The 24761-nt window shown below is 30.0% G+C and carries 23 protein-coding genes, 2 rRNA genes and 1 other annotated feature; of the genes, 22 read left to right on the top strand and 3 right to left on the bottom strand.

The annotated features are described in order from the left end of the window. From KGF39_RS11905 to KGF39_RS11860, 10 genes are all read left to right on the top strand, one after another. A 23S ribosomal RNA gene (locus KGF39_RS11905) occupies positions 1–1152 on the top strand; the annotation flags it as partial. Positions 1153–1268: 116 nt separating this feature from the next. Beyond that, a 5S ribosomal RNA gene (gene rrf / locus KGF39_RS11900) occupies positions 1269–1385 on the top strand. 120 nt (positions 1386–1505) lie between these two features. Further along, positions 1506–1697 carry a DUF378 domain-containing protein gene (locus tag KGF39_RS11895; RefSeq protein ID WP_003421511.1) on the top strand — a complete coding sequence of 64 codons (192 nt, stop codon included), beginning with the start codon at positions 1506–1508 and terminating at the stop codon, positions 1695–1697. Between the two features lie 153 nt (positions 1698–1850). Then, positions 1851–3260 (top strand): aminotransferase class I/II-fold pyridoxal phosphate-dependent enzyme, encoded by a 1410-nt coding sequence (locus KGF39_RS11890; RefSeq protein WP_227822467.1) that lies wholly within the window; start codon positions 1851–1853, stop codon positions 3258–3260. Between the two features lie 118 nt (positions 3261–3378). Beyond that, positions 3379–4068 carry a deoxynucleoside kinase gene (locus tag KGF39_RS11885; protein WP_227822466.1) on the top strand — a complete coding sequence of 230 codons (690 nt, stop codon included), beginning with the start codon at positions 3379–3381 and terminating at the stop codon, positions 4066–4068. Between the two features lie 2 nt (positions 4069–4070). Next, complete coding sequence (locus KGF39_RS11880; protein WP_227822465.1) at positions 4071–5006, top strand: DNA polymerase III subunit delta' C-terminal domain-containing protein; 936 nt, start codon at positions 4071–4073, stop codon at positions 5004–5006. Continuing rightward, positions 5003–5896 (top strand): stage 0 sporulation family protein, encoded by an 894-nt coding sequence (locus KGF39_RS11875; RefSeq protein WP_054275390.1) that lies wholly within the window; start codon positions 5003–5005, stop codon positions 5894–5896. Before KGF39_RS11880 ends, KGF39_RS11875 begins: the two co-directional genes overlap by 4 nt. 79 nt (positions 5897–5975) lie before the next feature. Further along, positions 5976–6722: a tRNA1(Val) (adenine(37)-N6)-methyltransferase gene (locus KGF39_RS11870; protein ID WP_227822464.1), complete on the top strand. Its 747-nt coding sequence runs from the start codon at positions 5976–5978 to the stop codon at positions 6720–6722. Beyond that, positions 6723–7556, top strand: coding sequence for a 16S rRNA (cytidine(1402)-2'-O)-methyltransferase (gene rsmI / locus KGF39_RS11865; protein WP_054275388.1), 834 nt, complete (start codon positions 6723–6725; stop codon positions 7554–7556). A 22-nt stretch (positions 7557–7578) separates the two neighbouring features. Continuing rightward, positions 7579–8283 carry an HD domain-containing protein gene (locus tag KGF39_RS11860; RefSeq protein ID WP_227822463.1) on the top strand — a complete coding sequence of 235 codons (705 nt, stop codon included), beginning with the start codon at positions 7579–7581 and terminating at the stop codon, positions 8281–8283. A 187-nt stretch (positions 8284–8470) separates the two neighbouring features. On the opposite strand, the gene KGF39_RS11855 is transcribed toward KGF39_RS11860, so the two are convergent. Beyond that, on the bottom strand, positions 8471–8899 hold the full coding sequence (locus KGF39_RS11855) for an Lrp/AsnC family transcriptional regulator (RefSeq protein WP_227822462.1): 429 nt from the start codon (positions 8897–8899) through the stop codon (positions 8471–8473). A 36-nt stretch (positions 8900–8935) separates the two neighbouring features. Next, positions 8936–10366 (bottom strand): nicotinate phosphoribosyltransferase, encoded by a 1431-nt coding sequence (locus tag KGF39_RS11850; RefSeq protein WP_227822461.1) that lies wholly within the window; start codon positions 10364–10366, stop codon positions 8936–8938. 131 nt (positions 10367–10497) lie between these two features. Between KGF39_RS11850 and KGF39_RS11845 the strand changes: the two genes are divergently transcribed. The 4 genes from KGF39_RS11845 (at position 10498) to KGF39_RS11830 (ending at position 14753) form a co-directional block, all read left to right on the top strand. Beyond that, positions 10498–11082, top strand: coding sequence for a nucleoside recognition domain-containing protein (locus KGF39_RS11845; RefSeq protein WP_054275385.1), 585 nt, complete (start codon positions 10498–10500; stop codon positions 11080–11082). A gap of 15 nt (positions 11083–11097) precedes the next feature. Further along, the gene (locus KGF39_RS11840) at positions 11098–11619 is read left to right on the top strand and encodes a spore maturation protein (RefSeq protein WP_003421489.1); all 522 of its coding nucleotides are present in this window, start codon (positions 11098–11100) and stop codon (positions 11617–11619) included. Between the two features lie 65 nt (positions 11620–11684). Beyond that, positions 11685–11932: a binding site (T-box leader), on the top strand. A gap of 83 nt (positions 11933–12015) precedes the next feature. Continuing rightward, on the top strand, positions 12016–13953 hold the full coding sequence (gene metG, locus KGF39_RS11835; RefSeq protein ID WP_227822460.1) for a methionine--tRNA ligase: 1938 nt from the start codon (positions 12016–12018) through the stop codon (positions 13951–13953). A gap of 29 nt (positions 13954–13982) precedes the next feature. Next, positions 13983–14753: a TatD family hydrolase gene (locus KGF39_RS11830; protein WP_054275383.1), complete on the top strand. Its 771-nt coding sequence runs from the start codon at positions 13983–13985 to the stop codon at positions 14751–14753. 178 nt (positions 14754–14931) lie between these two features. Here KGF39_RS11830 and KGF39_RS11825 read toward each other — a convergent pair whose 3' ends face one another. Beyond that, entirely contained in the window at positions 14932–15099 is a 168-nt protein-coding gene (locus KGF39_RS11825) for a transposase (protein WP_227822459.1), read from the bottom strand. A gap of 339 nt (positions 15100–15438) precedes the next feature. On the opposite strand from KGF39_RS11825, the gene KGF39_RS11820 reads away from it, so the two are divergent. The 8 genes from KGF39_RS11820 (at position 15439) to KGF39_RS11785 (ending at position 24698) form a co-directional block, all read left to right on the top strand. Next, positions 15439–16434, top strand: coding sequence for an ATP-binding cassette domain-containing protein (locus KGF39_RS11820; RefSeq protein WP_227822458.1), 996 nt, complete (start codon positions 15439–15441; stop codon positions 16432–16434). A gap of 17 nt (positions 16435–16451) precedes the next feature. Next, positions 16452–18140 (top strand): putative 2-aminoethylphosphonate ABC transporter permease subunit, encoded by a 1689-nt coding sequence (locus tag KGF39_RS11815; RefSeq protein ID WP_227822457.1) that lies wholly within the window; start codon positions 16452–16454, stop codon positions 18138–18140. A gap of 11 nt (positions 18141–18151) precedes the next feature. Next, entirely contained in the window at positions 18152–19219 is a 1068-nt protein-coding gene (locus KGF39_RS11810) for a putative 2-aminoethylphosphonate ABC transporter substrate-binding protein (RefSeq protein WP_227822456.1), read from the top strand. A 211-nt stretch (positions 19220–19430) separates the two neighbouring features. Beyond that, entirely contained in the window at positions 19431–19961 is a 531-nt protein-coding gene (gene rnmV, locus KGF39_RS11805) for a ribonuclease M5 (RefSeq protein ID WP_227822455.1), read from the top strand. Between the two features lie 170 nt (positions 19962–20131). Further along, positions 20132–21001 carry a 16S rRNA (adenine(1518)-N(6)/adenine(1519)-N(6))-dimethyltransferase RsmA gene (rsmA, locus tag KGF39_RS11800; protein ID WP_227822454.1) on the top strand — a complete coding sequence of 290 codons (870 nt, stop codon included), beginning with the start codon at positions 20132–20134 and terminating at the stop codon, positions 20999–21001. Positions 21002–21066: 65 nt separating this feature from the next. Further along, on the top strand, positions 21067–22353 hold the full coding sequence (locus tag KGF39_RS11795; protein WP_227822453.1) for a hypothetical protein: 1287 nt from the start codon (positions 21067–21069) through the stop codon (positions 22351–22353). Between the two features lie 150 nt (positions 22354–22503). Then, the gene (locus KGF39_RS11790) at positions 22504–23619 is read left to right on the top strand and encodes a M20/M25/M40 family metallo-hydrolase (RefSeq protein ID WP_227822452.1); all 1116 of its coding nucleotides are present in this window, start codon (positions 22504–22506) and stop codon (positions 23617–23619) included. A 182-nt stretch (positions 23620–23801) separates the two neighbouring features. Then, positions 23802–24698 carry a cation diffusion facilitator family transporter gene (locus KGF39_RS11785; protein WP_054275367.1) on the top strand — a complete coding sequence of 299 codons (897 nt, stop codon included), beginning with the start codon at positions 23802–23804 and terminating at the stop codon, positions 24696–24698. Positions 24699–24761 lie beyond the last annotated feature (63 nt).

The raw sequence follows: 24761 nt of genomic DNA, 5'->3' as shown, positions 1-24761 counted from the left end.
CGGTGGCCGCAGAGAATAGGCCCAAGCGACTGTTTACCAAAAACATAGGTTTCTGCTAAGTCGCAAGACGATGTATAGGAGCTGACGCCTGCCCGGTGCTGGAAGGTTAAGGGGATCTGTTAGAGCAATCGAAGCAGTGAACTTAAGCCCCAGTAAACGGCGGCCGTAACTATAACGGTCCTAAGGTAGCGAAATTCCTTGTCGGGTAAGTTCCGACCCGCACGAAAGGCGTAACGATTTGGGCACTGTCTCAACAACAGACTCGGTGAAATTGTAATTCCGGTGAAGATGCCGGATACCTGCGACAGGACGGAAAGACCCCATGGAGCTTTACTGTAGCTTGACATTGGGTCTTGGTACTACATGTACAGGATAGGTGGGAGGCTTTGAAACCAGGACGCCAGTTTTGGCGGAGCCATCCTTGGGATACCACCCTTGTAGTACTGGGACTCTAACCATAGGCCATGAATCTGGTCTTGGGACACTGTCAGGTGGGCAGTTTGACTGGGGCGGTCGCCTCCCAAAAGGTAACGGAGGCGCTCAAAGGTTCTCTCAGTACGGTCGGAAATCGTACGTAGAGTGTAAAGGCAAAAGAGAGCTTGATTGCAAGACATACAGGTCGAGCAAGGATGAAAATCGGACTTAGTGATCCGGTGGTTCTGCGTGGAAGGGCCATCGCTCAACGGATAAAAGCTACCCTGGGGATAACAGGCTTATCTCCCCCAAGAGTCCACATCGACGGGGAGGTTTGGCACCTCGATGTCGGCTCATCACATCCTGGGGCTGTAGTAGGTCCCAAGGGTTGGGCTGTTCGCCCATTAAAGTGGTACGCGAGCTGGGTTCAGAACGTCGTGAGACAGTTCGGTCCCTATCCGTCGCAGGCGTAGGAAATTTGAGAAGACCTGTCCTTAGTACGAGAGGACCGGGATGGACGTACCTCTGGTGTACCAGTTGTTCTGCCAAGGGCATGGCTGGGTAGCTATGTACGGAATGGATAAGCGCTGAAAGCATCTAAGCGCGAAGCCAACTTCAAGATAAGATTTCCCACCGCAAGGGTAAGACCCCAGAAAGACTATCTGGTTGATAGGTCGAAGGTGTAAGTGCAGCAATGTATTTAGCTTATCGATACTAATAGGTCGAGGACTTGACCAATATTTATTTGATGTTCATTCATTAAGATATATGTGTAGTTTTTAGAGTGTTAACTCTAAAGAAACTAGTATTACTAGATTCTAAAAACTTAATAGAAATATTAAGCATAAAGATTATGTGGTTACAATAGCAGAGAGGATACACCTGTTCCCATTCCGAACACAGAAGTTAAGCTCTCTAGCGCTGATGGTACTTGGTGGGAAACTGCCTGGGAGAGTAGGACGTAGCCACGTAATCTTTTTTGTTTTTTATAAAAAAAACAAAAAAATAAGTATTTCTTTTTTTATTTCGGGAAAACTAAACACAGGAATTATGGACTATTATAAAAATTTAATTCTTGAGGAGTGATATGAATGAAAAAAGTTGCTTTAATTTTAGCTATAATAGGTGCACTTAACTGGGGTGCAATTGGTATTCTAGGTACAGACTTAATAGGTAGTATTTTTGGTGGAACATATGAAATGATAAGTAGAATAATATACTTCATTGTAGGTTTAGCTGGATTATACTTAATACCAAGCTTAATGTCTGATGATAGAGAATAATTTATACTTTTATGTTAGATACCTCATTCTAAATATTTAGAATGGGGTATTTAATTTTACAAAAATATTAATTTGTTTCTTTTTTAATGATAAAATAGATAAGAATTGAAGTTTTTAAAAAGAAGTATTATGCAAAAAGGAGTATTATTAATAATGTTTATAATTAATGAATTAAATAAGATTGTAAATAAAGATGTAATATCTTTTCATATGCCTGGTCATAAAAAAGGGCAAATTTATAAAAAATTAGGATATAAAGATATACTAGAAAATTTGTATAAAATGGATACAACCGAGATATTAGGAACCGATAATTTACACTTTCCAGAAGGAATTATAAAAAATTCACAAGAAAAAGCATCAAGAGTATTTAAAAGTGATTATACATATTATCTAGTAAATGGGAGTAGTTGTGGAATACAATCTGCGATAATGTCAGTATGTAGTCCTAAGAGTAAAATAATAGTAAATAGGGATTGTCATCAGTCTGTTATAAATGGATGTATTTTGGGAGATATAGATATAGAGTATGTTTTTTGCGAAATAAGTGAAGATACGAATGTCTTAAAAGGAATATCTATAAGTAATGTAATTGATATAATAGATAAAAATTTGGATGCAAAAGCAGTACTGCTAACTTATCCTACATATTATGGAATGACATATGATTTAGAGTGCATATGTAATTATGCACACAGTAAAAATATGGTAGTAATAGTAGATGAAGCACATGGTGCACATTTAGGGCTTAGCGATAGGCTTCCTAAGACAGCACTTGAGCAAGGGGCAGATATAGTTGTACAGAGTACTCATAAAACCCTTCCATCGTTTACACAATCATCAATGATACATATACAAGGAAACCGAATTGATATATACAAAATCTTAAATATGTTAAGAATTACAGAATCTTCAAGCCCTTCATATTTATTATTATCTTCCCTGGAATTAGCAGTAGATATATATGAGAATAAAGGAAAAGAATTAATGGAAGAACTTTTAAATAATATTAGTGCTTTTAAAAATAACATTAATGCAAATATTGAGATATATGATACAAATGATAGGACAAAAATATTTATATCTTCTAAAAATATGGGTCTAACAGGTTATGAACTAGAAAATATTTTAAGAAACAAATATAACATACAAGTAGAATTGTCTAATTATTATGGAGTTCTTTTAATATGTACAATAGGAAATAGTACTAAGGATTTCACCAGTTTAGAAACAGCATTAAACAATATTGTAAAAGAAGATTTTAAATTTACGAAGCTAAAAAATAAAAAATATCCTGTCGTTATACCAAAGAAAATATTAACACCTAGAGAAGCATTTTATAAAACTAAAAAAAGTGTTAAAATATATGACAGTATAGGTAAAGTTTGTGGTGAATGTATAGTACCATATCCACCTGGAATAAGTATAATATCCCCTGGTGAAATAATAAGTAAAGAAATAATGGACTATCTAATGTTTTGTCATTCTGAAGGTATGGTTGTAAGTGGATTGAAAGATGTAAGTCTGAACTTTATACAAGTAATAGATTTAGAAGATATTTAAAAGTTATGATACAATGTAAAGAATTTGAAACCTTAAATAGAAGTATATAGACTACTTATATAGAGTTATAAATAAAAATATCAAAAAAGTAAAAAGTGTTTGTATGGAGGATATGAGAATGAAAGGTAAGCTAATAATTATAGAGAGTGGTTCAGACGCAAGTGGAAAGGCAACTCAGACAAAAATATTATATGAAAGATTAAAAAAAGAAGGCTATATAATTAAGAAGGTAGAATATCCAAATTATAAATCGCCATCATCTGCTTTAGTGAAAATGTATCTAAAAGGAGATTTTGGTAAAAATGCATCAGATGTAGACCCATATATAGCATCAACTTTTTTCACAGCTGATAGATATGCATCATTTAAAACCGATTGGGAAGAGTTTTACAATGAAGGTGGAATAATTATCGCTGATAGATATACAACCTCTAATATGGTACATCAGGCTTCTAAAATGGATGTTTGTGATAGAGAAGAGTATTTAAATTGGTTAGCTGATTATGAATTTAATTTATTTAAGATACCACAACCTGATTGTGTTATATTTTTAGATGTACCTATTGAGTTTAGTGAAAAGCTTATGGAGAATAGAAAAAATAAAATTACAGGAGAAGAAAAAAAAGATATTCATGAAAGTGACATAGAGTACTTAGAGAAATCTTATAATAATGCTTTATATATAGCAGATAAATATGATTGGAAAAAAATAAATTGTGTTTCAGATAACAAATTAAGAAGTATTGAAAGTATACATAATGAAATTTATGAAATAGTTCTTGATTCAATAAAATCTATGGAGAGGTAAATATGTATTTTGAAAATATTATAGGGCAAAATTTTGCAAAGAAATATTTAACAAATTCTATAAAGAAAAATAAACTTAATAATGCGTATATGTTTGAGGGAATAGATGGAATAGGAAAGAAGAAGTTTGCTGATGAGCTATCGAAACTATTGCTTGGTTATGAAAATCTCGAAAACAGTCCAGACTATGTACTTATAAAACCGGATGGAAATAGCATAAAAATAGCCCAAATCAGAAATTTACAATCAGATATAGTAGTAAGACCTCATAAGGAATATAAAATATATGTAATTAATAATGCTGAAAAAATGACTGTGGAAGCACAAAATGCACTTTTAAAGACACTGGAGGAACCTCCAAACTATGCTATAATAATCTTAGTCACAAACAACAAAGAATCTTTATTAGAAACTATAAAATCTAGATGTGATATAATAAAGTTTTCACCTATACCAATGGAAGACTTAAAAAGTTATTTGATAAATACAGGTATAGAGGAAGAAAGAGCTCAACTGTTGGCTACTTTTTCAAGAGGAAGTATTGAGAATGCTTTAAATCTATCTCAGTCTACTGAGTTTTCAGTGATGAGGGAGGATATACAACAGTACATTCAAATAATGCTAGATAAAAACATAGTAGAGATTCTAAATATACCAAATAACATGGAAAAATACAGAAATCAGATTATAAATTTATTGGATATAATGATAAACTATTTTCGAGATATTATCCTATTAAAAGAAAATGTAAACAAAAATATGTTGATAAATGTAGATAAGCTAGTTTTTATTCAAAATATGAGTGGAAAAATTAGTTATTCTCAATTGTCCAAGATTATTGATATAATAGAAGATGCAAAGAGCAAAATAAAAAGCAATTGCAATTTTAATATAAGCATACAAGTTATGTCTTTAAATATATACGAGGTGATTAAATGATAAAAATAGTAGGTATAAGGTTTAAAAGTGCTGGGAAAATATATTATTTTGACCCTGTTGATTTTAATATAGAGCAAGATATGGATGTAGTTGTAGAAACTGCAAGAGGTTTGGAGTACGGGAAAGTAGTCGTTGGGCCAAAAGAGATGGAAGAAAGCGAATTAGTCTCTCCTTTAAAGCCAATTATAAGAATAGCTACAGAAGAAGATAAAAAAATATATCTAGAAAATAAGGAAAAGGCAAAAGAAACTTTTGAGTTATGCCAACAAAAAATAAAAGAACATGAATTAACAATGTTTTTGATAGATTGTGAGTATACATTTGATAGAAATAAGTTGATTTTTTACTTTACAGCAGAAGGAAGAATAGATTTTAGAGAATTGGTAAAAGATTTAGCTGCTATATTTAAGACTAGAATAGAACTTAGACAAATTGGTGTTAGAGATGAGGCTAAATCTATAGGAGGACTAGGTCCTTGTGGTAGAAAACTTTGTTGTTCATCTTGGCTAGGTGATTTTCAACCAGTTTCAATAAAAATGGCAAAAGACCAAAGTTTATCTTTAAATCCAACAAAAATATCTGGAATATGTGGAAGATTATTCTGTTGCTTAAAATATGAGCATGATGTATATAGTGAGGCAATAGAAAAAATGCCTGTTGTAGGTGCATTAGTGCAATCAGATGATGGAAAAGGAAAAGTTGTAGAAGTAAATCCCTTATTAGAACAAATTAAAGTGGAATTCCAAGATAAGACAGTAAAGATATATACAAGAGAAGACATAAAAATACTTAGAGAGCCTAAAAAATGTGATGGCTGTGGCGGTAAATGTAAGGATAATGATGGGTTAGATGAAGCTACACTAAGAGAGTTAAAGAAATTAGAAGATTAAATTTAAGGTAGGGCTTTTCCTACCTTTTTTAAAGCAATTAATACTTGAAGTTATTAATATTTGAGGAGAATTTATGAATATGCAATTAAAAGATTCAGAAAGAATAGATGATTTACAATTAAAGAGCCTTAAAATTATACAGGATACTAATGGGTTTTGTTTTGGGATAGATGCAGTTTTATTAGCCAATTTTACTAAAATAAAAAAAGATGCCAAAGTTGTAGACTTAGGTACTGGAACTGGTATCATACCTATTTTGATAGCTGGGAAAAGTGAAGCTAAAAAAATTATTGGGGTAGAAATACAAGAAGATGTATATGAAATGGCAACTCGTTCTGTAAAATTAAATAGTTTAGAAGAAAGAGTTGAGATTATAAATGATGATATAAAATCCATAGACAAAGTTTTGGATGTAAATGGTTACCATGTAGTTACATCAAATCCTCCATATATGCATATTGATGGAATAAAAAATCCAAATGATAAAAAAGCAATATCAAGACATGAAGTAAAATGTAATTTGGAAGATGTAATTAGAGCTGCATCTAGATTGGTTATGCCTAGAGGAAAGTTTTTCATGATACATAGACCAACAAGGCTGGTTGATATAATAACTTTAGGAAGACAATATAAATTAGAGCCAAAAGTTATCCAATTTGTACATCCAAGACATCAAAAAGCACCTAATTTAGTTTTAATTCAATTTGTAAAAGATGGAAGACCAGAGCTTAAGATATTAGACCCATTGTATGTTTATGGAGAAGATGGGAATTATACAAAAGAATTAAAAGCAATATATAATAATGAAGATATAGGAGAGTTGTAGATGAGTGGGAAATTGTACATATGTCCAACACCAATAGGAAATCTAGAGGATATAACATATAGAACTTTAAGAGTATTAAAAGAAGTAGACTTGATTGCAGCAGAAGATACAAGACACAGTATAAAACTTTTAAATCATTTTGAAATTTCAAAGCCGCTGACTAGTTATCATGAACATAATAAAGATTCAAAGGGCGATTATTTAATAAATAAACTAATTGATGGTGAGAATATAGCTTTGATAAGTGATGCAGGTATGCCTGGTATATCTGACCCAGGAGAAGAGATAATAAAACAAGCTATACAAAACAACATAGATATAGAAGTATTACCAGGTGCAACAGCATTTGTAACAGCTTTAGTTGGTTCTGGTATGAACACACATAAATTTGTTTTTGAGGGCTTTTTAGATAGAGATAAAAAAGTAAGAAAAGGACAATTAGAAGAATTAAAGGAAGAAAGTAGAACTATAATTTTCTATGAATCACCACATAGATTGAAGGATACACTAAAAGATATGCTTAAAATTCTTGGTAATAGGAAAATTTCTATAAATAGAGAACTTACAAAAAAATATCAAGAGATAATAAGAGAAGATATAGAAACTGTTATAAAGATATTTGAGGAAAAAGAAGTAAGAGGAGAGTTTGTATTAATAGTAGAAGGCTTTTATGGTGAAAAGTCAAAAAAAGAAGATTATGATGGGCTTACAGACAGGGAATATGTTTTAAAACTAATTGAAAGTGGTATGAACAAAAAAGATGCGATAAAAATAGTTTGTAAAGATAGAAAGTTAAAAAAAGATGTAGTTTATAAACAAGTTCTAGATTTATAAAACCTGAATCTGAGGTGATTTTATGGAAATAGGAAAAATTATAATAGAGAGTTTAAAGAGGGATGATACACATAAAACATTTATAGAATTAGATGAAAAGCATGAATTGGAAAAAATAATCCCTAAAATAAACTGTATGAAGTCTGTAGGCGAATGTAAATATCATGTTGTCAATTGCTTTGAACATTCTATAAATGCATTAAGAGAATTAGAAGTAGTATTAAATAATAAGGATTTTTTCCCTATACATTTAAGAGAACATGTGTCAAATTATTTAAACACATGTATTGAGGGTGGAATAAATAAGTTACATGCACTAAAATTGGGAATATTTTTACATGATATAGGTAAGCCTGATAGTATGACTTTAGATGAAACAGGAAGAGTTCATTTTACAAATCATGAAAAAATAGGTGCTCAAATAGTAGACAATATGGGGATAGAGTTAGATTTATCAACAGAAACATATAGGCTTATAAGTAAATACGTAAGATATCATATGACACTTTTATCTTTATATAAGAAAAATGATTTGAGTAGAAAAGAATTAATTAATATATTTAACTTGGTGAATGAAGATACCATAGGTGTAATACTGCTTGGTTATGCAGACATAGTATCTACAATAAAGTTATTAGATAAGAGAGAAGAAGTTAGTGTATTAAAGACATATATGGAATATATTCTAACAAATTACTTATATAAGAGTAATTATACACATGTATAATTTTAGTCAATATAATTGAGATTTAAATAATTAATTGAAGTTTGAAACATATAGATTTCAAAAACATAAAAGAAGTTGTCTTTGTTGTAAAATTATGAAAGACAACTTTTTTTATATCAAAAATTGAAATTTTATTAATTATACTTAATGGTCTATTAATTAATAAACCATTAGTATTTAATTTATATTACAATATTGATTTTGCTTGTATTGGCGTTGATAATATAACAGAGGTCTTAGTAGAACCTATTTTCTTTATAGTATCAATCACATTTTCTAGTTCATACATATCTTTTACAATTACTTTTAAAAGTAAGCAATCATCACCTGTTATATGGTGACATTCTACAATTCTAGGGTCCTTTGCAGCTGACTCAATGAATTCTGTATATCCATTACTTGGAAGAGAAATATGAATAAATGCTTTTATCACTCTACCTAATGAATCTGGGTTAACAATAGCTTTATAACCTTCTATAACACCAGACTCTTCTAATCTTTTGACTCTTTCTGAAACTGCAGGAGAAGTTAAACCAACTATTTTTCCTAAGTCCTTCATAGAAATTCTCCCATCATTCTGTAAAATTTCTATGATTCTGTAATCTGTAACATCCATAAATAAACAGTCCCCCTTAAATAAAAATAATTAATGCTATAAAACTTTTTTAGAATCTATCATTTGTGTTTTTAAATACCAAAGATTTCTAGATAAATCAACCTTATAAATGTGTGGTTTTGAAAGTCTTTTGTATTGTTCCCAGATAGTACTTAATTCATATTGTACATGATTTTTTATTTCAAGAACAGCTTTTTTATTATATTTGCATATGCCTTTTATATACAATGGTTTAAGAAGTTCTTTAACTTTATAATTTGTAAATACCTTCGTTTTCCATGTATAAGTAGGATGGAAGATTTCTAAAGGTTTAGATTCATCTATAACTTCATCATGTAACATAATTAAATCTGCCTCTGCTTTATTGTCTTCGTTATATATTCGTATAACTTTCTTGTAACCAGGATTATTTATTTTTTCTGGATTCTCAGAAATCTTTATCTTAGGTTCAAGAATTCCATTTTCACAAGATGCAGCTAATTTATAAACACCTCCAAGAGAAGGCGAATCGAAAGACGTAATGAGCTTTGTACCTACTCCCCATGAATTTATAGTAGCCCCTTCTGCTTTAAGTGATGTTATAGTATATTCATCTAGGTCATTAGATGCAGTGATACTAATATCTGAAAAGCCAGCACTATCTAATTGTTTTTTAGCTTCTTTAGATAGATAAGCTAAATCTCCAGAGTCTAGTCTTATACCCATAGGTTTGTATCCTTTTTCAGAAATATTTTTGAATACTTTTATTGCATTAGGAACACCACTATTCAATACATCATAAGTATCTACAAGTAGCAGGCATTTGTCTGGATAAACATCAGCATATGCCTGGAATGCTTCAAGTTCATTATCAAATTTTTGTACCCAACTATGAGCATGTGTACCAATTATAGGTATATTAAACATTTTCCCAGCTAGTACATTTGCAGTTCCAGCACAACCACCAACTACTGCAGCTCTAGCTCCATATATACCTGCATCTGGACCTTGTGCACGGCGTAATCCAAACTCAAATACAGGGTCTCCTTGAGCTGCAAAGCAAACTCTAGACGCTTTAGTAGCAATAAGGGACTGAAAATTGACTATTGTCAACAATGCTGTTTCAATGAGTTGAGCTTGATATACAGGTGCCTTAACAGTAATCAATGGCTCATTAGGGAACATGATAGTTCCTTCCTCAACAGCATATATATCTCCTGTGAACTTAAATTCTTTTAAAAACTTTAAGAACTTATCAGAAAATAGGTTTAAGTTTTTTAAGTACTCTAAATCTTCATCTGAAAAATGAAGATTATCTATGTATTCAACAACCTGATCAATACCACAAACTATAGTATAGCCTCCATCACAGGCGTTTTTTCTAAAAAACATATCGAATACAACAATGTCTTCGTGAATATTTTTTTCAAAATAGCCATTTAACATAGTAAGCTGATATAAATCAGTAAGAAGTGTTAGATTTCTCATTATTTCTCTCCTTAATTATTATTAAATATTAAAAATTGTAAAAACTCCCACACTTATACTAAAACATAATATAGTACAACTTTCAAGTATAAAGTATTACCTAACTATCATAAAATTATTTAAAGAGGAGGATGATTAGAATAGGAAAAATATGGTTTTATATGGTATCAATAGGTATAATAGGAAGTTTGATTTCTAAAAATATGGGTGAATTAAATAAAGTTATATTGAGTGAAACATCAAAAGGTATAGAATTTGCAATAAGTCTAGCTGGCATCATGGCACTTTGGATGGGGATAATGAATATTGCAAAAGAGTCAGGATTAATTGAAAAGATAGGTCAAAAATTAAATCCTATAATGAGAAGATTATTTCCTTCTATACCAAAAGGTCATAAAGCAATGTCTTATATAGTTATGAATATTGCTTTAAATATGTTGGGTGCTGGAAATGGTGCAACAGCATTTGGTTTAAAAGCAATGAGTGAGCTTCAAACTTTGAATAACAAAAAAGATACAGCAACTAATGATATGATTATGTTTATGGTAATCAATATATCATCTATACAAATAATTCCATTTACTATAATCAAATTAAGAATGGATATGGGAGCTCAAAATCCAAGTGAAATAATTTTTACAACTTTATTTGCAACCATAATATCTACAGCAGTAGCGATAATAACATGTAAATTTTTTCAAAGAAGATATAGATAAAGGGGATATAGATGAATGGAGATATTTTCAAACTTACTTATACCAATAATAATTTTGTACATAGTAGTTTATGGTAAATATAAAAAAATAGATGTGTATGATAGTTTTGTAAAAGGGGCAATTGATGGACTAAAAGCAGCATGGGATATTCTACCATATATAATAGGTATATTTTTAGCAATAGGAATATTCAAAACTGGTAAAGGTCTTGATATGTTAGAATGGCTATTTACACCAATAGCAAATATGATGAGTATACCAAAAGAATTAATAGGTCTAATAAGTGTAAAACCTTTATCTGGAAGTGGTGCTTTAGGTATGTATAGTGAACTTGCGAATAGGGTTGGAATAGGAAGTTTAGTAGAAAAAATGGGTGCTACAATTGTAGGTTCTTCTGAGACTATTTTTTATACAATGGCAATATATTATGGAAGTCTGAAGATAAAAAATACTAGACATACATTGTCATGTGCTATGATTAGCCATGTTGCAGGTGTCATAGCAGCTGTTTTTATTTGCTATGTAATATTTGTATAATTTGTTGACAATATGGGAAAAATTTTATAATATAGTGATTATATAGAAATAAATTGTAATATAAATTATAAGTTATGAAAAGAAGAGTAAATAAAGGTTTTTTCTATCAGAGAGCTAGGTTAGGTGAAAGCTAGTGTCAAAAGCTTTATCGAAGATGGTCTTGGAGCTTTTTATCTGAGCATGTGTGCTAGGGTAAAACGGGTGGGCACGTTATAGTCTACTAAAGTATCTATAAAGTGATTTATACATTTCATGTGAAACATAATCATTATAGATGAATTAGGGTGGTACCGTGAATAATCTCGCCCCTATGTTAACCCATAGGAGGCGATTTTTTATTATTTTAATGAAAGAATCATATGATTACGAACAATAAAAAATTAGGAGGTAAATAATATGAGCAAACCGAGTTTTTATGTAACAACACCAATATACTATCCAAGTGGAGGATTACACATAGGACATACTTATTCAACAGTAGCTGCAGATACAATAGCTAGATTCAAACGTTTCTGTGGGTATGATGTAAAGTTCTTAACGGGAACAGATGAGCATGGTGAAAAAATTCAAAAGAAAGCCATAGAGCAAGGAATGTCAGAGATAGAGTATCTTGATGGAATGATAAAAGATATAAAGGCTTTATGGAATACTATGGATATATCCTATGATGATTTTATAAGAACAACAGAAAAAAGACATACAGATATAATACAAAAGATATTTACTAAATTATATGAGCAAGGTGATATATATAAAGGTGAATATGAAGGTAGATACTGTACTCCTTGTGAGAGTTTCTGGACAGAATCTCAATTACTAGAAGGAAATAAATGCCCTGACTGTGGAAGAGAAACATATTTAGTAAAAGAAGAATCTTATTTCTTTAGATTATCTAAATATGAAGATAGATTAAAAGAGTTATTTAAAGATGATAGTTTCTGTTTTCCTGCTGCTAGAAAAAATGAAATGGTAGCAAATTTTTTAGACAAAGGATTAGAAGATTTAAGTGTAACTAGAACGACTTTTGACTGGGGTATAAAAGTTCCTTTTGATGAAAAACATGTAATTTATGTATGGGTAGATGCTTTATGTAACTACATAACAGCATTAGGATATATGACTGATAATGATGAAGAATTCAAAAAATATTGGCCTGCCAATGTTCAAATAGTAGGTAAAGAAATAGTGAGATTCCATACAATAATATGGCCAGCGCTTTTAATGGCCTTAGGTTTAGAAGTTCCAAAACAAGTATTTGGACATGGATGGATACTGTTTGCTGATGATAAGATGAGCAAATCAAAAGGTAATGTGGTTTATCCAGAACCTATAATAGAAAGATATGGAATAGACACACTTAAGTACTTCTTATTAAGAGAGTTTGCATTTGGGCAAGATGGAAGTTATACTCATAGAAATTTTGTAACAAGAATAAATTATGACCTAGCAAATGATTTAGGAAACTTAATAAGTAGAACTGTAGCTATGGTTGAAAAGTACAATAATGGTATAATACCAACAGCAAAAGTTTCAACTGATTTTGATGCTGACTTAAAAGAACAGGCTGTATCAACTAGAGAAAACTTTGAAGCTGAAATGGACAAGATGCAATTCCATGAAGCATTAGAGAGTGTATGGAAACTAGTTAGAAGAACTAATAAATATATAGATGAGACTATGCCTTGGGCACTAGCTAAAGATGAAACTAAGAAAGATGAATTAGACACAGTTTTATACAACTTATGTGAATCTATAAGAATAATTGCAACACTAATAAATCCTATAATGAATGAAACTGCTAATAAAATATATGAACATATAGGAATCAAAGGTCAAGATAATATAACTACATGGGAAAGTACAAAAACATTTGGTCTTATTGGTGAAAATGTAAAAGTATTTAAAGGTGAACCTTTATTCCCAAGATTAGATGTAGAAAAAGAGATAGAAGAATTAACTAAAATGTTCTCTGGAAAACCTCCAGTAGAGGAAAAACCTTTAGAACATAAAGAGGAAATCACTATTGATGATTTAGACAAAATAGAGCTTAGAGTAGGAAAAATAGTAAGATGTGAAAAGCATCCAAAAGCAAATAAATTATTAGTGTCACAAGTTAAGATTGGACCAGAAACAAGACAAATAGTATCAGGAATAGCTGAATACTATAAGCCAGAAGATTTAGTGGGTAAAGAGGTTACAGTAGTATGTAACTTAAAACCAGTTAAATTAAGAGGTATAGAATCTCAAGGTATGATATTAGCAGCAGGTGATGATGGAGACCCATATGTTTTACCATTTACACAAGGTGCTAAAGATGGATGCGAGGTTCGTTAGTAGGCAATTAAATAGTAAGGAGATTAAAGATGTTATTTGATTCACATGCACATTTAAATGATGAAAGTTTTGATGAAGATAGAGATGAACTTATTGGTTCATTAAAAGATAAAGGTGTAGATTTGGTTGTAAATCCAGGAGCAGATATAGAAACGTCAATAACAGCAATTGAACTTGCTAAAAAATACGACTTTATATATTCAGCAGTTGGAGTACATCCACATGATGTATCAAAACTAGATGATACAGCAATAGAGACTTTAAGAAAACTTGCAACTGAAAATGAAAAGGTTGTAGCTATTGGAGAGATTGGATTAGATTATTATTATGATTATTCTCCAAGAGAAGAACAGAAAGAGTGGTTTAAGAAGCAAATTGAATTAGCTAATGAGTTAAAACTTCCAATAATAATACATGATAGAGATGCACATGGAGATACTTTTGAGATAATAAAGAATACTAAAAGTCCTGAAATAGGATGTGTGCTTCATTGCTATAGTGGAAATGTGGAGTTAGCTAGAGAATATGTTAAGATGGGTTGTTATATATCAATTCCAGGTACAGTTACTTTTAAGAATAATAAAAAGACTAGAGAAGTAGTAAGAGAAATACCTCTAGAAAGATTATTCATAGAGACTGATTCACCATATATGTCACCAGAGCCATATAGAGGAAAGAGAAACAATCCTTCTCAAGTATCTTTTGTTGCTGATAAGATAGCTCAGGAAAAAGGAATATCTTATGAAGAAGTATGTAGAGCTACGAAAGAAAATGCAAAGAAATTTTTTAATATAAAATAGACAAATTAAAACTTATAATGATATATAAAATAAGTCATTATAAGTATAAGATGGGAGTGTCTCAAAATGAACTTTTTAGGTCATGAGGCACTCTTTTTTGTATGAAATCAAATATATTTTTATTATGTACTGAGACCCAAAAGTTAGACTTTATGTAACTTTAGATTCATATTCAAATCTATATTTTTAGCACATCCTCTCCTAATGTATTATATGCATTAATCCATCTTTCAACTTGAGAATGGTTAGCAACTTCATATTGTTTTGCTATTGAAACATATCCTTCCTTTCTATTTAAATAGGATTTAACTACTTTTAATTTGAAATTAAAATCGTATTTAGCCATATAAAAACACCCCAATCATTAGATTTTTGGTCCAACAATTGGGGTGCAGTACAAGATATATTACAGTTTAAAATAGTATATTTTAATTTCATTATTAAAATATAGCTGTTATACATAAAATAAATGGGATATTAAATAATTATTAAACTAAAGTAAATAAATTATTGGGCGATTATTAAAAAAGATATATAAATTTTAATTTGAGTAGTTGTGGCATATATAATAAAAAAAGAAATAAAAATGAAAATAAAAAGTAGATTGTTTAACTTGAGATTGGAAGCAAGAGTACTTAAATAGAAAAGACTTATTTAAGTTTAGCTTTAGGAGGGGGTATTATAAATGTCGTTTTTACAAGTAAAAAATGTAAGTAAAAGTTATGGACAAGTTAAGGTGTTAAAAGACATATCTATTGATATTGAAAAAGGAGAATTCATTTGTTTACTAGGTCCAAGTGGTTGTGGGAAAAGTACATTGCTTAGAATAATTGCAGGGCTTGAGGATAGACATGATGGAAAAATAATAATAAATGATAAGGATATGACTAATTCACCACCTGAAAGTAGAAATTTTGGTATAGTTTTCCAGTCATATGCATTATTTCCCAATATGAATGTTTACAAAAATATAGCTTTTGGACTAGAAAATAAAAATATAAGTAAATCTGATATAGGCAAGAAAGTTAGAGAGGTTTTAGAAGTCGTAGAATTAAGTGGATATGATAAAAAATATCCGTCACAATTGTCAGGTGGGCAACAACAAAGGGTTGCACTTGCTCGTGCAATTGCTTTAGAGCCAGACTTTTTACTTCTTGATGAACCTTTATCTGCATTAGATGCAAAAGTAAGGTTGAAACTTAGGGAACAGATTAGAAGTTTACATAGAAAGCTAGGTATTACAACTATAATGGTAACACATGACCAAGAAGAGGCGCTTTGTTTAGCTGATAAAATGGTTGTTATGAATAGTGGAGAGATAATACAGGTTGGAACTCCAAAGGAAGTGTATAAAAGCCCAGAAACACCTTTTGTAGCTGATTTTATAGGAACAATAAATTTTATAGATGATGGTATTAATAAGATAGCAATTAGACCAGAAGATATAAAGGTAGAATTTAATAGAGATTCTAAAGATAAAGATATAAAAGTTGGGGAGGTTTTAGATATTGAATTTAGAGGATTTAACTATAGAATTACAGTTGAGTATTGTTCTAAACAAATGAAATTAGATGTAGTTTCCAAAGTTGCAGAACAAATGAAACTATGTATAGGTTCTAAAATAAACTTCAAGATACCTAAAGAAGGAATTGTAGAATATAAATCAGAAGGATGTGCTTAATAGCTAGGGGTGAATAAATGATAACAGTAAAAAATAAAAGAAGAATAAGTGATAGTATGATACAAAAATATTTCTTAGTTTTTTCAGTAATTTTACTAATATTATTCATATTATTTCCATTAATATCATTATTAAAAAATGCATTTCTAGATACAAATGGAAATTTTATAGGAATTTCAAACTTTAGTAAATATATTGAAAATCCAAATCTTATAGCATCATTTAAAAATTCAATTTTTATATCTACAATTTCATCTTTAATATCACTATGTTTAGCATTTATATATTCATATGCAATAACAAGAACGAATATAAGGTTTAAAAACTTTTTTAAAACTATGGGCATATTTCCACTTTTCGCACCAGCTATGCTATATGGTATTTCACTTATATATCTTTTTGGAAATAAAGGAATATTTACAATTATAGGGATAGAAGTACCACTATATGGTCCATTAGGAATAATTATTTGTCAGATACTATTTACATTTCCACAAGCCTTTTTAATATTATCTGTAGCACTTTCGATGGCTGATTATAGACTGTATGAAGCAGCAGATAGCTTAGGATCTAGTGAATTTAAAAAGTTTTGTAAAATCACAATTCCAGGAATAAAGTATTCACTAGTTAGCTCGTTCTTTGTATCTTTTATACTTGCATTTACAGATTTTGGAGTAGCAAAGATAGTTGGAGGAAACTACAATGTATTGGCTACTGACATATATAAACAAGTGGTAGGTCAATTTAACATACCAATGGGAGCTACTGTTTCTATGGTAATGTTGATTCCTGTATTTATAGCTTTTACGATAGATAAGATGGCAAGTAAAAAACAGGGTATAACTATAACTTCAAAATCTATACCATATAAGATTAAGGAAAATAAGTTCAGAGATAGAGTATTTTTAATAGCATGTAGTTCTATAATTTTATTAATTTTTATTTTGATATTTGTTTCAGTCATAGGTTCAATTATAAAACTATGGCCATATAATTTAAATTTTACAATGGAACATTATACATTTAAAGGTATATCAGGAAATGGAATAAAAACATATTTAAGTAGTTTAAAAATATCAACGTTAACAGCAATATTTGGTACTATATTTGTATTTTTTAGTGCATATATGATAGAAAAAGTAGATAAGTTTCCTAGACTGAGACAAATAGCTTACTTTTTATCAATGATACCAATGGCCTTACCTGGTTTGGCTTTAGGTATATCGTATATAACTTTTTTTAATTCAGCAAGTAATCCATTAAATTTTTTATATGGAAGTACAACAATAATGGTTATAGTAAATATAGTCCATTTTTATTCAGTTTGCTTTATAACTTCAAACTCATCTCTAAAAATGTTGGATAGAGAATATGAACTAGTTGCAAAATCTATAAATATTCCATTTTATAAGGTGTTTTTTAATGTAACGGTTCCAATGTCTATAACATCAATACTTGAAGTAGCTGTATATTATTTTATAAATTCAATGGTTACTGTTTCAGCGTTAATATTTTTATATGTACCTCAAACTCAAACTGCATCAATATCAATACTAAAGCTAGATGAGATAGGATATATAGGGCCATCAGCTGCTATGGCAGTATTAGTACTTTTAACAAATATAATAGTGAGATTTTTATACGAACTTATAACAAAGAAATTAAAAAATAACACGCAAAAATGGCAACAAAAAGATGTTGTTTAGAGGAGGTAAAAATGAAATTTAAGAAAATAGTTTTTTTAGGAGTGTTATCAGCATTTTTATTAGGTGTAATAACAGGATGTAGTAATGATTCCTCAGGTTCAGATTCAAAATCTGATAGTAAGACAAAAGGAGAGTTAACAGTCTATACAGCAATTGAAGAAGATAGTATAGATACATATTTAACTACATTCAAAGAGAAATATCCAGATATTAAATTGAATATTCTTAGATTATCAGTAGGAGACATGACAGCAAGACTATTGGCAGAAAAAGATAATCCTAAAGCAGATTTGTTATGGGGGGTTGCAGCTACAAGTTTGATAATTTTAGATGACCAAGGAATGTTAGAGCCATATGCTCCAAAAGACTTTGATAAGATAAATCCTGCGTTTAAAGATGATAAGGAAGTTCCTTCTTGGGTTGGGATAGATGCTTGGATGACAGGTATAACAGTAAACACTAAAGAATTAAAGGCAAAAAACATATCAATCCCTAGTTCTTATGAAGATTTAATAAAGACAGAATATAAAGGTCTTATATCTATGCCTAATCCAGCCTCTGCAGGAACAGGATATTTAACAGTATCAGCTCTTATACAGATTATGGGTGAAGAAAAAGCATGGCAGTACATGGATAAATTACATAAAAATATTGGTGTATATACTCAGTCTGGTTCAGCTCCAGCCATATCAGCAGCTTCAGGAGAATATCCTATAGGAATATCTTTTGGAAATAGAGGTATAAAGTTAAAAGATGAAGGTTATCCAGTAGAAGTTGTGTTTCCAAAAGAAGGTTCTGGATGGGAGTTAGAATCAAATGCTCTTGTGAAAAAAGATAATATAAAAGAAGCTTCAAAAGTATTTTTAGATTGGGCAATAAGTAAAGATGCAATGAATGAGTATTCTAAGAATTTTGCAGTTACTACAATTGATACAGGAAATTCAATACCAGAAGGATTCCCTAAAAAGCCATTAGAACAAATGATAAACAATGATTTAAAATCATCAGCAAGAAATAGAGAAGCTATACTAAATAAATGGATATCAAAATATGATGGGAAGACAGAAAAAGAGAGTTAAGTATAACAATAAAATTATGATAAGAAAGAGCCTAGAATATAGATTTTATATCTAGGTTCTTTTAATATATTCATATATATAGAAATAAACTTTTTTAAAAGACATACTATTGCATAAAAATAAATGACTTAGTCCCTTGATTAAATCAAACAAAAACCTTAAAATAAAGAGATGTACAGAAAAACTAAAAATGAATAAAAGGTGAATTTATATGATAAAAGAAATAATAGTAGTAGAGGGAAGAGATGATGTTACAGCAGTTAAGAGAGCAATAGATGCAGAACTTATAACTACAGGTGGATTTGGTTTTCCAAAAGGTGTAATGGAGCGTATAAAAGCTGCTAATGAAAGACGTGGTGTTATAATATTTACAGACCCAGATTTTGCAGGTGAAAAAATAAGAAAAAAAATAGCATCAGAAGTTCCAGGATGTAAACATGCATTTCTGCCAAGAGAAGAAGCTAGAAAGGATGGAGATATAGGTATTGAAAATGCTACTCCTCAAAGTATAATATCTGCTTTGAATAAAGTTAGAACTGAAAATACAGAAAAAAGAGAAGAATTTAAACAAGTTGATTTAATTAGAAATGGTCTTATAGGCAATGAAGAAGCATCATTTAGAAGAGATGCACTTGGTAAAATACTTGGAATTGGATATGGAAATGCAAAACAATTTTTAAATAGATTGAATAATTATGGAGTTGAAAGAGAAGAATTTATAGATGCATTACAACAAATCTAAATGTAGTATTTAATATATGAAAAAAATATATATAAAATAAATGTGGAATTACAGGTTAATTTAAGATAAATTATTTCTGATAGATACTTTATTTTAAATACATGTAAATACATACAAATAAGTATAATTAATAAAATTAAATCTCAAAATAAGTTAAAAAGGAGTAAAGAATGGATAGACTATCTTCACATAGTGCAACAAAGGAAGTAGTACAAAAATATAATTTTAAATTTTCAAAGTCTTTAGGTCAAAATTTCTTGATAGATAGTAATATAATCGACAAAATATTAGTTGGAGCTAGGATTAAAGAAGGAGATAATATAATAGAAGTAGGGCCAGGTATAGGCACACTTACTCGTGAGATGGGGAAAGTAGCAGAAAAAGTAGTGGCTATAGAAATCGATAGGAATCTAATCCCTATATTGAAAGACACTTTGTCAGATTTAGATAATACAGAGGTTGTAAATCAAGATATACTAAAAGTAGACATACAAGAGCTAATAAAAGATAAATTAAATGGTGGACCAATTAAGCTTGTAGCAAATCTTCCATATTATATAACTACTCCAATCGTTATGAAATTTTTAGAGGGAGACATACCTGTAACAGATATAGTGGTTATGGTTCAAAAAGAAGTTGCAGATAGAATGAATGCTATTCCAGGGACTAAAGACTATGGAGCATTATCTATAGCTGTTCAATACTATTGTGAAACAGAGATTGTAGCAAAGGCTCCAAGACATATGTTTATACCACAACCAAATGTAGATTCAACAGTTATAGGTCTACACGTAAGAGCTGAAAGAAAATATGATGTTCATAATGAAGAAATATTTTTTAAAACAGTAAAAGCATCTTTTGGACAAAGAAGAAAAACTCTTCTTAATTCATTGGGAGGTCTTGGTTTTCTTAATAAAGATGAAATAAGAGAAATATTGAAAGAAGCTAGCATAGACGAAAAAAGAAGGGGTGAAACTCTTAGTATAGAAGAGTTTTCAGTTCTTTCAAATATAATAAATACAAAAGTATCTTCTAAATAGAAGGTACTTTTTTTTATTTTATTAACATATATTGTTTAGAGAAACTGTGTTAAGGGGGGATTGCAGTGGGTTCTAAAAGAAAGTTTAAAAGAGACTATATAATACTAGAAGCTAAAGACATAAACTTTAGATACAAAGAACGAGTACTGCCAAAAGCTTTTGCAAAAGTTGAAGTAAACGATGAAAAAGCAATTATTGCATTATATGTAGAAAATCTAAAATATGTTAAAGATGGGTATAAAACAGTGGCAATAAAAGGTGACCATGGATTAATAGACTTAGGAAATATAATTTTAAATGAACAAGGAAGAGGTGAATTTGTTTTAGATTTAGAAGATTATGATGATGAGATAAAAGGTATTGCATTATTGTATGAAAGAAATATACCTTTGATTGGGTTTAAAGGAAATAAGATTGAAAACTATGAGGACATATTATTCCAAGATTCAGATGAAGAAGAGTATGAAGAGTTGGTAGAAGAGGAAGAATATGAAAATGAAGAAGACGAAGAATATGAAAAGACAGATGAAGAAGAATATAGAGAAGAAGATAGTGATGAAGATGAAGAGTATATTATAGAAGAATATGATGAAGATGAGTATGAAGATTATTGGGAAGATGAAGAAGAAGTTGAAGAGGCAGAGTTAAAAGCAAGAACGGATATAGAAGATTCTAGTGATGAAGAAATTGAAGAATTCAATAATTATAAAGAAATAGAAAACTATAATAAAGTCAAAGTACAGGAAGAATATAGAGACATAGAATATGACGAAGAAGATGAGGAAGATGAGGAAACTTTTGAAGTAAGCAGGGAAGAAGATAGGTTTGTCTCTTTAAAAACTACTAAATCAAAGAAAACTCAAAAAGAGCAAAATCATATTGAGAAAATAAAAAGAGTCAATGGAGCAAGTCAAGGAGATAGTGGAAATAAACAGGCTAGCACATTACTTATGCCAAGACAAATAAAGAAAGGTTTGAAACTATTTAGAGAAGTAAAACCTTTTGTAACTGATTATATAGATAAGACAAGATGGTGGAAAATAGAGATAAATCCTACAACATTGTGTGGATATACAATGCCTCATTTAGGCTATTTAAATGTGTTGAATTATACGATGTATAGTGATGCAGTATTGAATTCATATAAATATAGACATTACTTATTTGGAGTTCAGTATGATGAATATAATAAGAGAAAACATTATATTTATGCTATTCCAGGAAATAGAAATGAACAGCCAGACAACGGAAGTACAGGCTTTTTAAGATACCAAGCTTGTGATAATAGAACAAATAGTTTAGGGTATTGGTTATGTTTTATAGATTCTAGACAAAGAAATATAGTTAGATAAAAATAATAAAAATACAAGAATTTAGCTTTAACTTTCATTTTGCTAAAAAAAGTTAATGAAAGTAATACAAAACTTTAAAAACTATTGATAATATTTAAATATTACACTACAATATATGTTGAAATACCTATTATATTATGGAGGAAAATTATGATAAACGAGCAAAGAATTTTAAATGAGTTCCTTGAATTAATACAGATAGATAGTTTATCTTTAAAAGAGGGAAATGTTGCTAAAGTATTGGTTAAAAAACTAGAAGAAATAGGTTGTTCAGTACTAGTAGACAATGCAGGTGAAAAAACAAATGGAGAAACTGGTAATATAATAGCTACACTAAAAGGAAATAAAAAAGGAAAGAAAATATTATTTAGTTCACATATGGACACAGTAACTCCAGGTATAGGAGTAAAACCTATAGTGGATGAAGCAAATGGAATAATAAAAAGTGATGGTACTACAATATTAGGTTCTGATGATAAAGCAGGTATAGCAGCTATATTAGAAGGCTTAAGATATATAAAGGAAAATAACATAGAACATACTGATATACAAGTTGTATTCTCTATATGTGAAGAATGCGGATTAGTTGGAGCTAAAAATTTAGACTATGAAAAAATAGATTCTGAGTATGCATTTGTATTAGATAGTGGTGGTTCTCCAGGAGAAATAATAGTAAAAGCTCCTGCACAAGATGTAATAAATGTTAAGATACTAGGAAAGACTGCTCATGCAGGTCTTGAGCCTGAAGCTGGTATAAGTGCTATAATGGTAGCAGCCAGAGCTATAGAAAATATGAATTTACTTAGAATAGATGAAGAAACAACTGCTAACATAGGAATTATAAACGGTGGAACAGCTACAAATATAGTAACAGGTGAAGTTAATATAGTTGCAGAAGCTAGAAGTTTAAAAGAAAATAAATTAGATGTTCAAACTAAACACATGGTAGAGACTTTTGAGAAAGCTGCAAAGGATTTTGGAGCTCAAATTGAGATAGATGTCAATAGAGCATATACACCAATAGATGTTAGTGAAGACTCTGAAATAATAAAACTTGCAAAAAAAGCTTTTTCAAACTTAGGTATAGAAGATCATACTGAATCCACAGGAGGAGGTAGTGATACAAATATATTAAGTAAGAATGGTATAGAAGCTATAACTTTAGGAATAGGTATGAAAAATGCTCATACATTAAGTGAACATATAGCTATAAAAGACTTATATGATTCTGCCAAAATGGTAGTGGAGATAATAAAAGAAGCATAAATTTAAATAATAGTGTATAATATATATCGCCTAGCTTAAGCTAGGTGATTTTTCATTTTATAGAAGATTGATAATCTCTATTGAAAGTAAAGAGTATACATTTGCATATAAGAGTGGATTTAATTTATGTTCAGATGTATATTTTTAATAATATTTAGAGTTGTTCAAAAGGAGGAATAAAAATGGAAACAAGATATGAAGAAGCAAATAAAATAACAATACAATCAATACTTTGGAATATCGTATTAACAATAATTAAAGTGATAGCTGGTGTTATTGGTAGTTCTAGTGCTATGATTGCAGATGGATTACATTCAGCATCAGATATTATAAGTTCTGTAGGGGTATTGATAGGTAACTATGTATCTTCTAGACCTGGAGATAGAGAACATAATTATGGTCATGAGAAAGCAGAGACATTGGTATCATTCGTACTATCAATATTACTTATCTTCGTCTCTATAACAATAGGTATAGAAGCAATTAAATCTTTATTTAACTTAGATGCATTAAGTGTTCCATCAATATTACCATTAGTTGTATCAGTTATTTCAATTTTGATAAAAGAGTATCAATATAGAATAACAATAAAAGTTGCTAAAAAGATAAATTCTCCAGCACTAAAAGCTGATGCTTGGCACCATAGGTCAGATGCTTTATCTTCAGTAGCTGCTTTCATAGGTATAGGTGGTTCTATTCTAGGATTTAAGCCTTTAGACCCAATCGCATCAGTTGTAGTGGCTATATTTGTGGCTAAGGTAGGAATTAATATACTTATAAGTTCTGTTAATGAATTAATGGACGTTTCAGTTGATGAAGAGGAGATAAAAGAATTAAAATTTATTGTAGCAGATACAGAAGGTGTTAAGAATCTAGGTGATATAAAGACTAGAAAACATGGAGCTACGGCATATGTGGATTTAACTATATGTGTAGATGAAAATTTGACAGTTAAGCAAGGGCATGACATTGCTACCAAGCTTGAAAAACATATAATAAAACACATGGAATTTGTAAAAGGTATAACAGTTCACGTTGAACCATGTACTAATTGCCAAGGAAATAAGTGTAATAATTAATTAAACCTTAAAAAAAAGTGTAAAAAGTTATATAATTGTTTTATGATTATAAACTCTAGGGGT

The sequence above is a fragment of the Clostridioides sp. ZZV14-6345 genome (assembly GCF_020657775.1).
Taxonomy (GTDB): domain Bacteria; phylum Bacillota; class Clostridia; order Peptostreptococcales; family Peptostreptococcaceae; genus Clostridioides; species Clostridioides difficile_D.
The sequence above is the reverse complement of the archived record's forward strand: the minus strand, read 5'-3'. Positions and strand labels throughout refer to the sequence as shown.

Excerpts from the sequence above, each read along its gene's own strand:
- rsmI (WP_054275388.1), top strand. The coding sequence starts at position 6,723 with ATGAGTGGGAAATTGTACATATGTCCAACACCAATAGGAAATCTAGAG.
- KGF39_RS11790 (WP_227822452.1), top strand. The coding sequence starts at position 22,504 with ATGATAAACGAGCAAAGAATTTTAAATGAGTTCCTTGAATTAATACAG.
- metG (WP_227822460.1), top strand. The coding sequence starts at position 12,016 with ATGAGCAAACCGAGTTTTTATGTAACAACACCAATATACTATCCAAGT.
- KGF39_RS11885 (WP_227822466.1), top strand. The coding sequence starts at position 3,379 with ATGAAAGGTAAGCTAATAATTATAGAGAGTGGTTCAGACGCAAGTGGA.
- KGF39_RS11875 (WP_054275390.1), top strand. The coding sequence starts at position 5,003 with ATGATAAAAATAGTAGGTATAAGGTTTAAAAGTGCTGGGAAAATATAT.
- rnmV (WP_227822455.1), top strand. The coding sequence starts at position 19,431 with ATGATAAAAGAAATAATAGTAGTAGAGGGAAGAGATGATGTTACAGCA.
- KGF39_RS11895 (WP_003421511.1), top strand. The coding sequence starts at position 1,506 with ATGAAAAAAGTTGCTTTAATTTTAGCTATAATAGGTGCACTTAACTGG.
- KGF39_RS11825 (WP_227822459.1), bottom strand. The coding sequence starts at position 15,099 with ATGGCTAAATACGATTTTAATTTCAAATTAAAAGTAGTTAAATCCTAT.
- KGF39_RS11820 (WP_227822458.1), top strand. The coding sequence starts at position 15,439 with ATGTCGTTTTTACAAGTAAAAAATGTAAGTAAAAGTTATGGACAAGTT.
- KGF39_RS11880 (WP_227822465.1), top strand. The coding sequence starts at position 4,071 with ATGTATTTTGAAAATATTATAGGGCAAAATTTTGCAAAGAAATATTTA.
- KGF39_RS11785 (WP_054275367.1), top strand. The coding sequence starts at position 23,802 with ATGGAAACAAGATATGAAGAAGCAAATAAAATAACAATACAATCAATA.
- KGF39_RS11815 (WP_227822457.1), top strand. The coding sequence starts at position 16,452 with ATGATAACAGTAAAAAATAAAAGAAGAATAAGTGATAGTATGATACAA.
- KGF39_RS11860 (WP_227822463.1), top strand. The coding sequence starts at position 7,579 with ATGGAAATAGGAAAAATTATAATAGAGAGTTTAAAGAGGGATGATACA.
- KGF39_RS11855 (WP_227822462.1), bottom strand. The coding sequence starts at position 8,899 with ATGGATGTTACAGATTACAGAATCATAGAAATTTTACAGAATGATGGG.
- rsmA (WP_227822454.1), top strand. The coding sequence starts at position 20,132 with ATGGATAGACTATCTTCACATAGTGCAACAAAGGAAGTAGTACAAAAA.
- KGF39_RS11890 (WP_227822467.1), top strand. The coding sequence starts at position 1,851 with ATGTTTATAATTAATGAATTAAATAAGATTGTAAATAAAGATGTAATA.
- KGF39_RS11845 (WP_054275385.1), top strand. The coding sequence starts at position 10,498 with ATGATTAGAATAGGAAAAATATGGTTTTATATGGTATCAATAGGTATA.
- KGF39_RS11850 (WP_227822461.1), bottom strand. The coding sequence starts at position 10,366 with ATGAGAAATCTAACACTTCTTACTGATTTATATCAGCTTACTATGTTA.
- KGF39_RS11870 (WP_227822464.1), top strand. The coding sequence starts at position 5,976 with ATGCAATTAAAAGATTCAGAAAGAATAGATGATTTACAATTAAAGAGC.
- KGF39_RS11810 (WP_227822456.1), top strand. The coding sequence starts at position 18,152 with ATGAAATTTAAGAAAATAGTTTTTTTAGGAGTGTTATCAGCATTTTTA.
- KGF39_RS11830 (WP_054275383.1), top strand. The coding sequence starts at position 13,983 with ATGTTATTTGATTCACATGCACATTTAAATGATGAAAGTTTTGATGAA.
- KGF39_RS11840 (WP_003421489.1), top strand. The coding sequence starts at position 11,098 with ATGGAGATATTTTCAAACTTACTTATACCAATAATAATTTTGTACATA.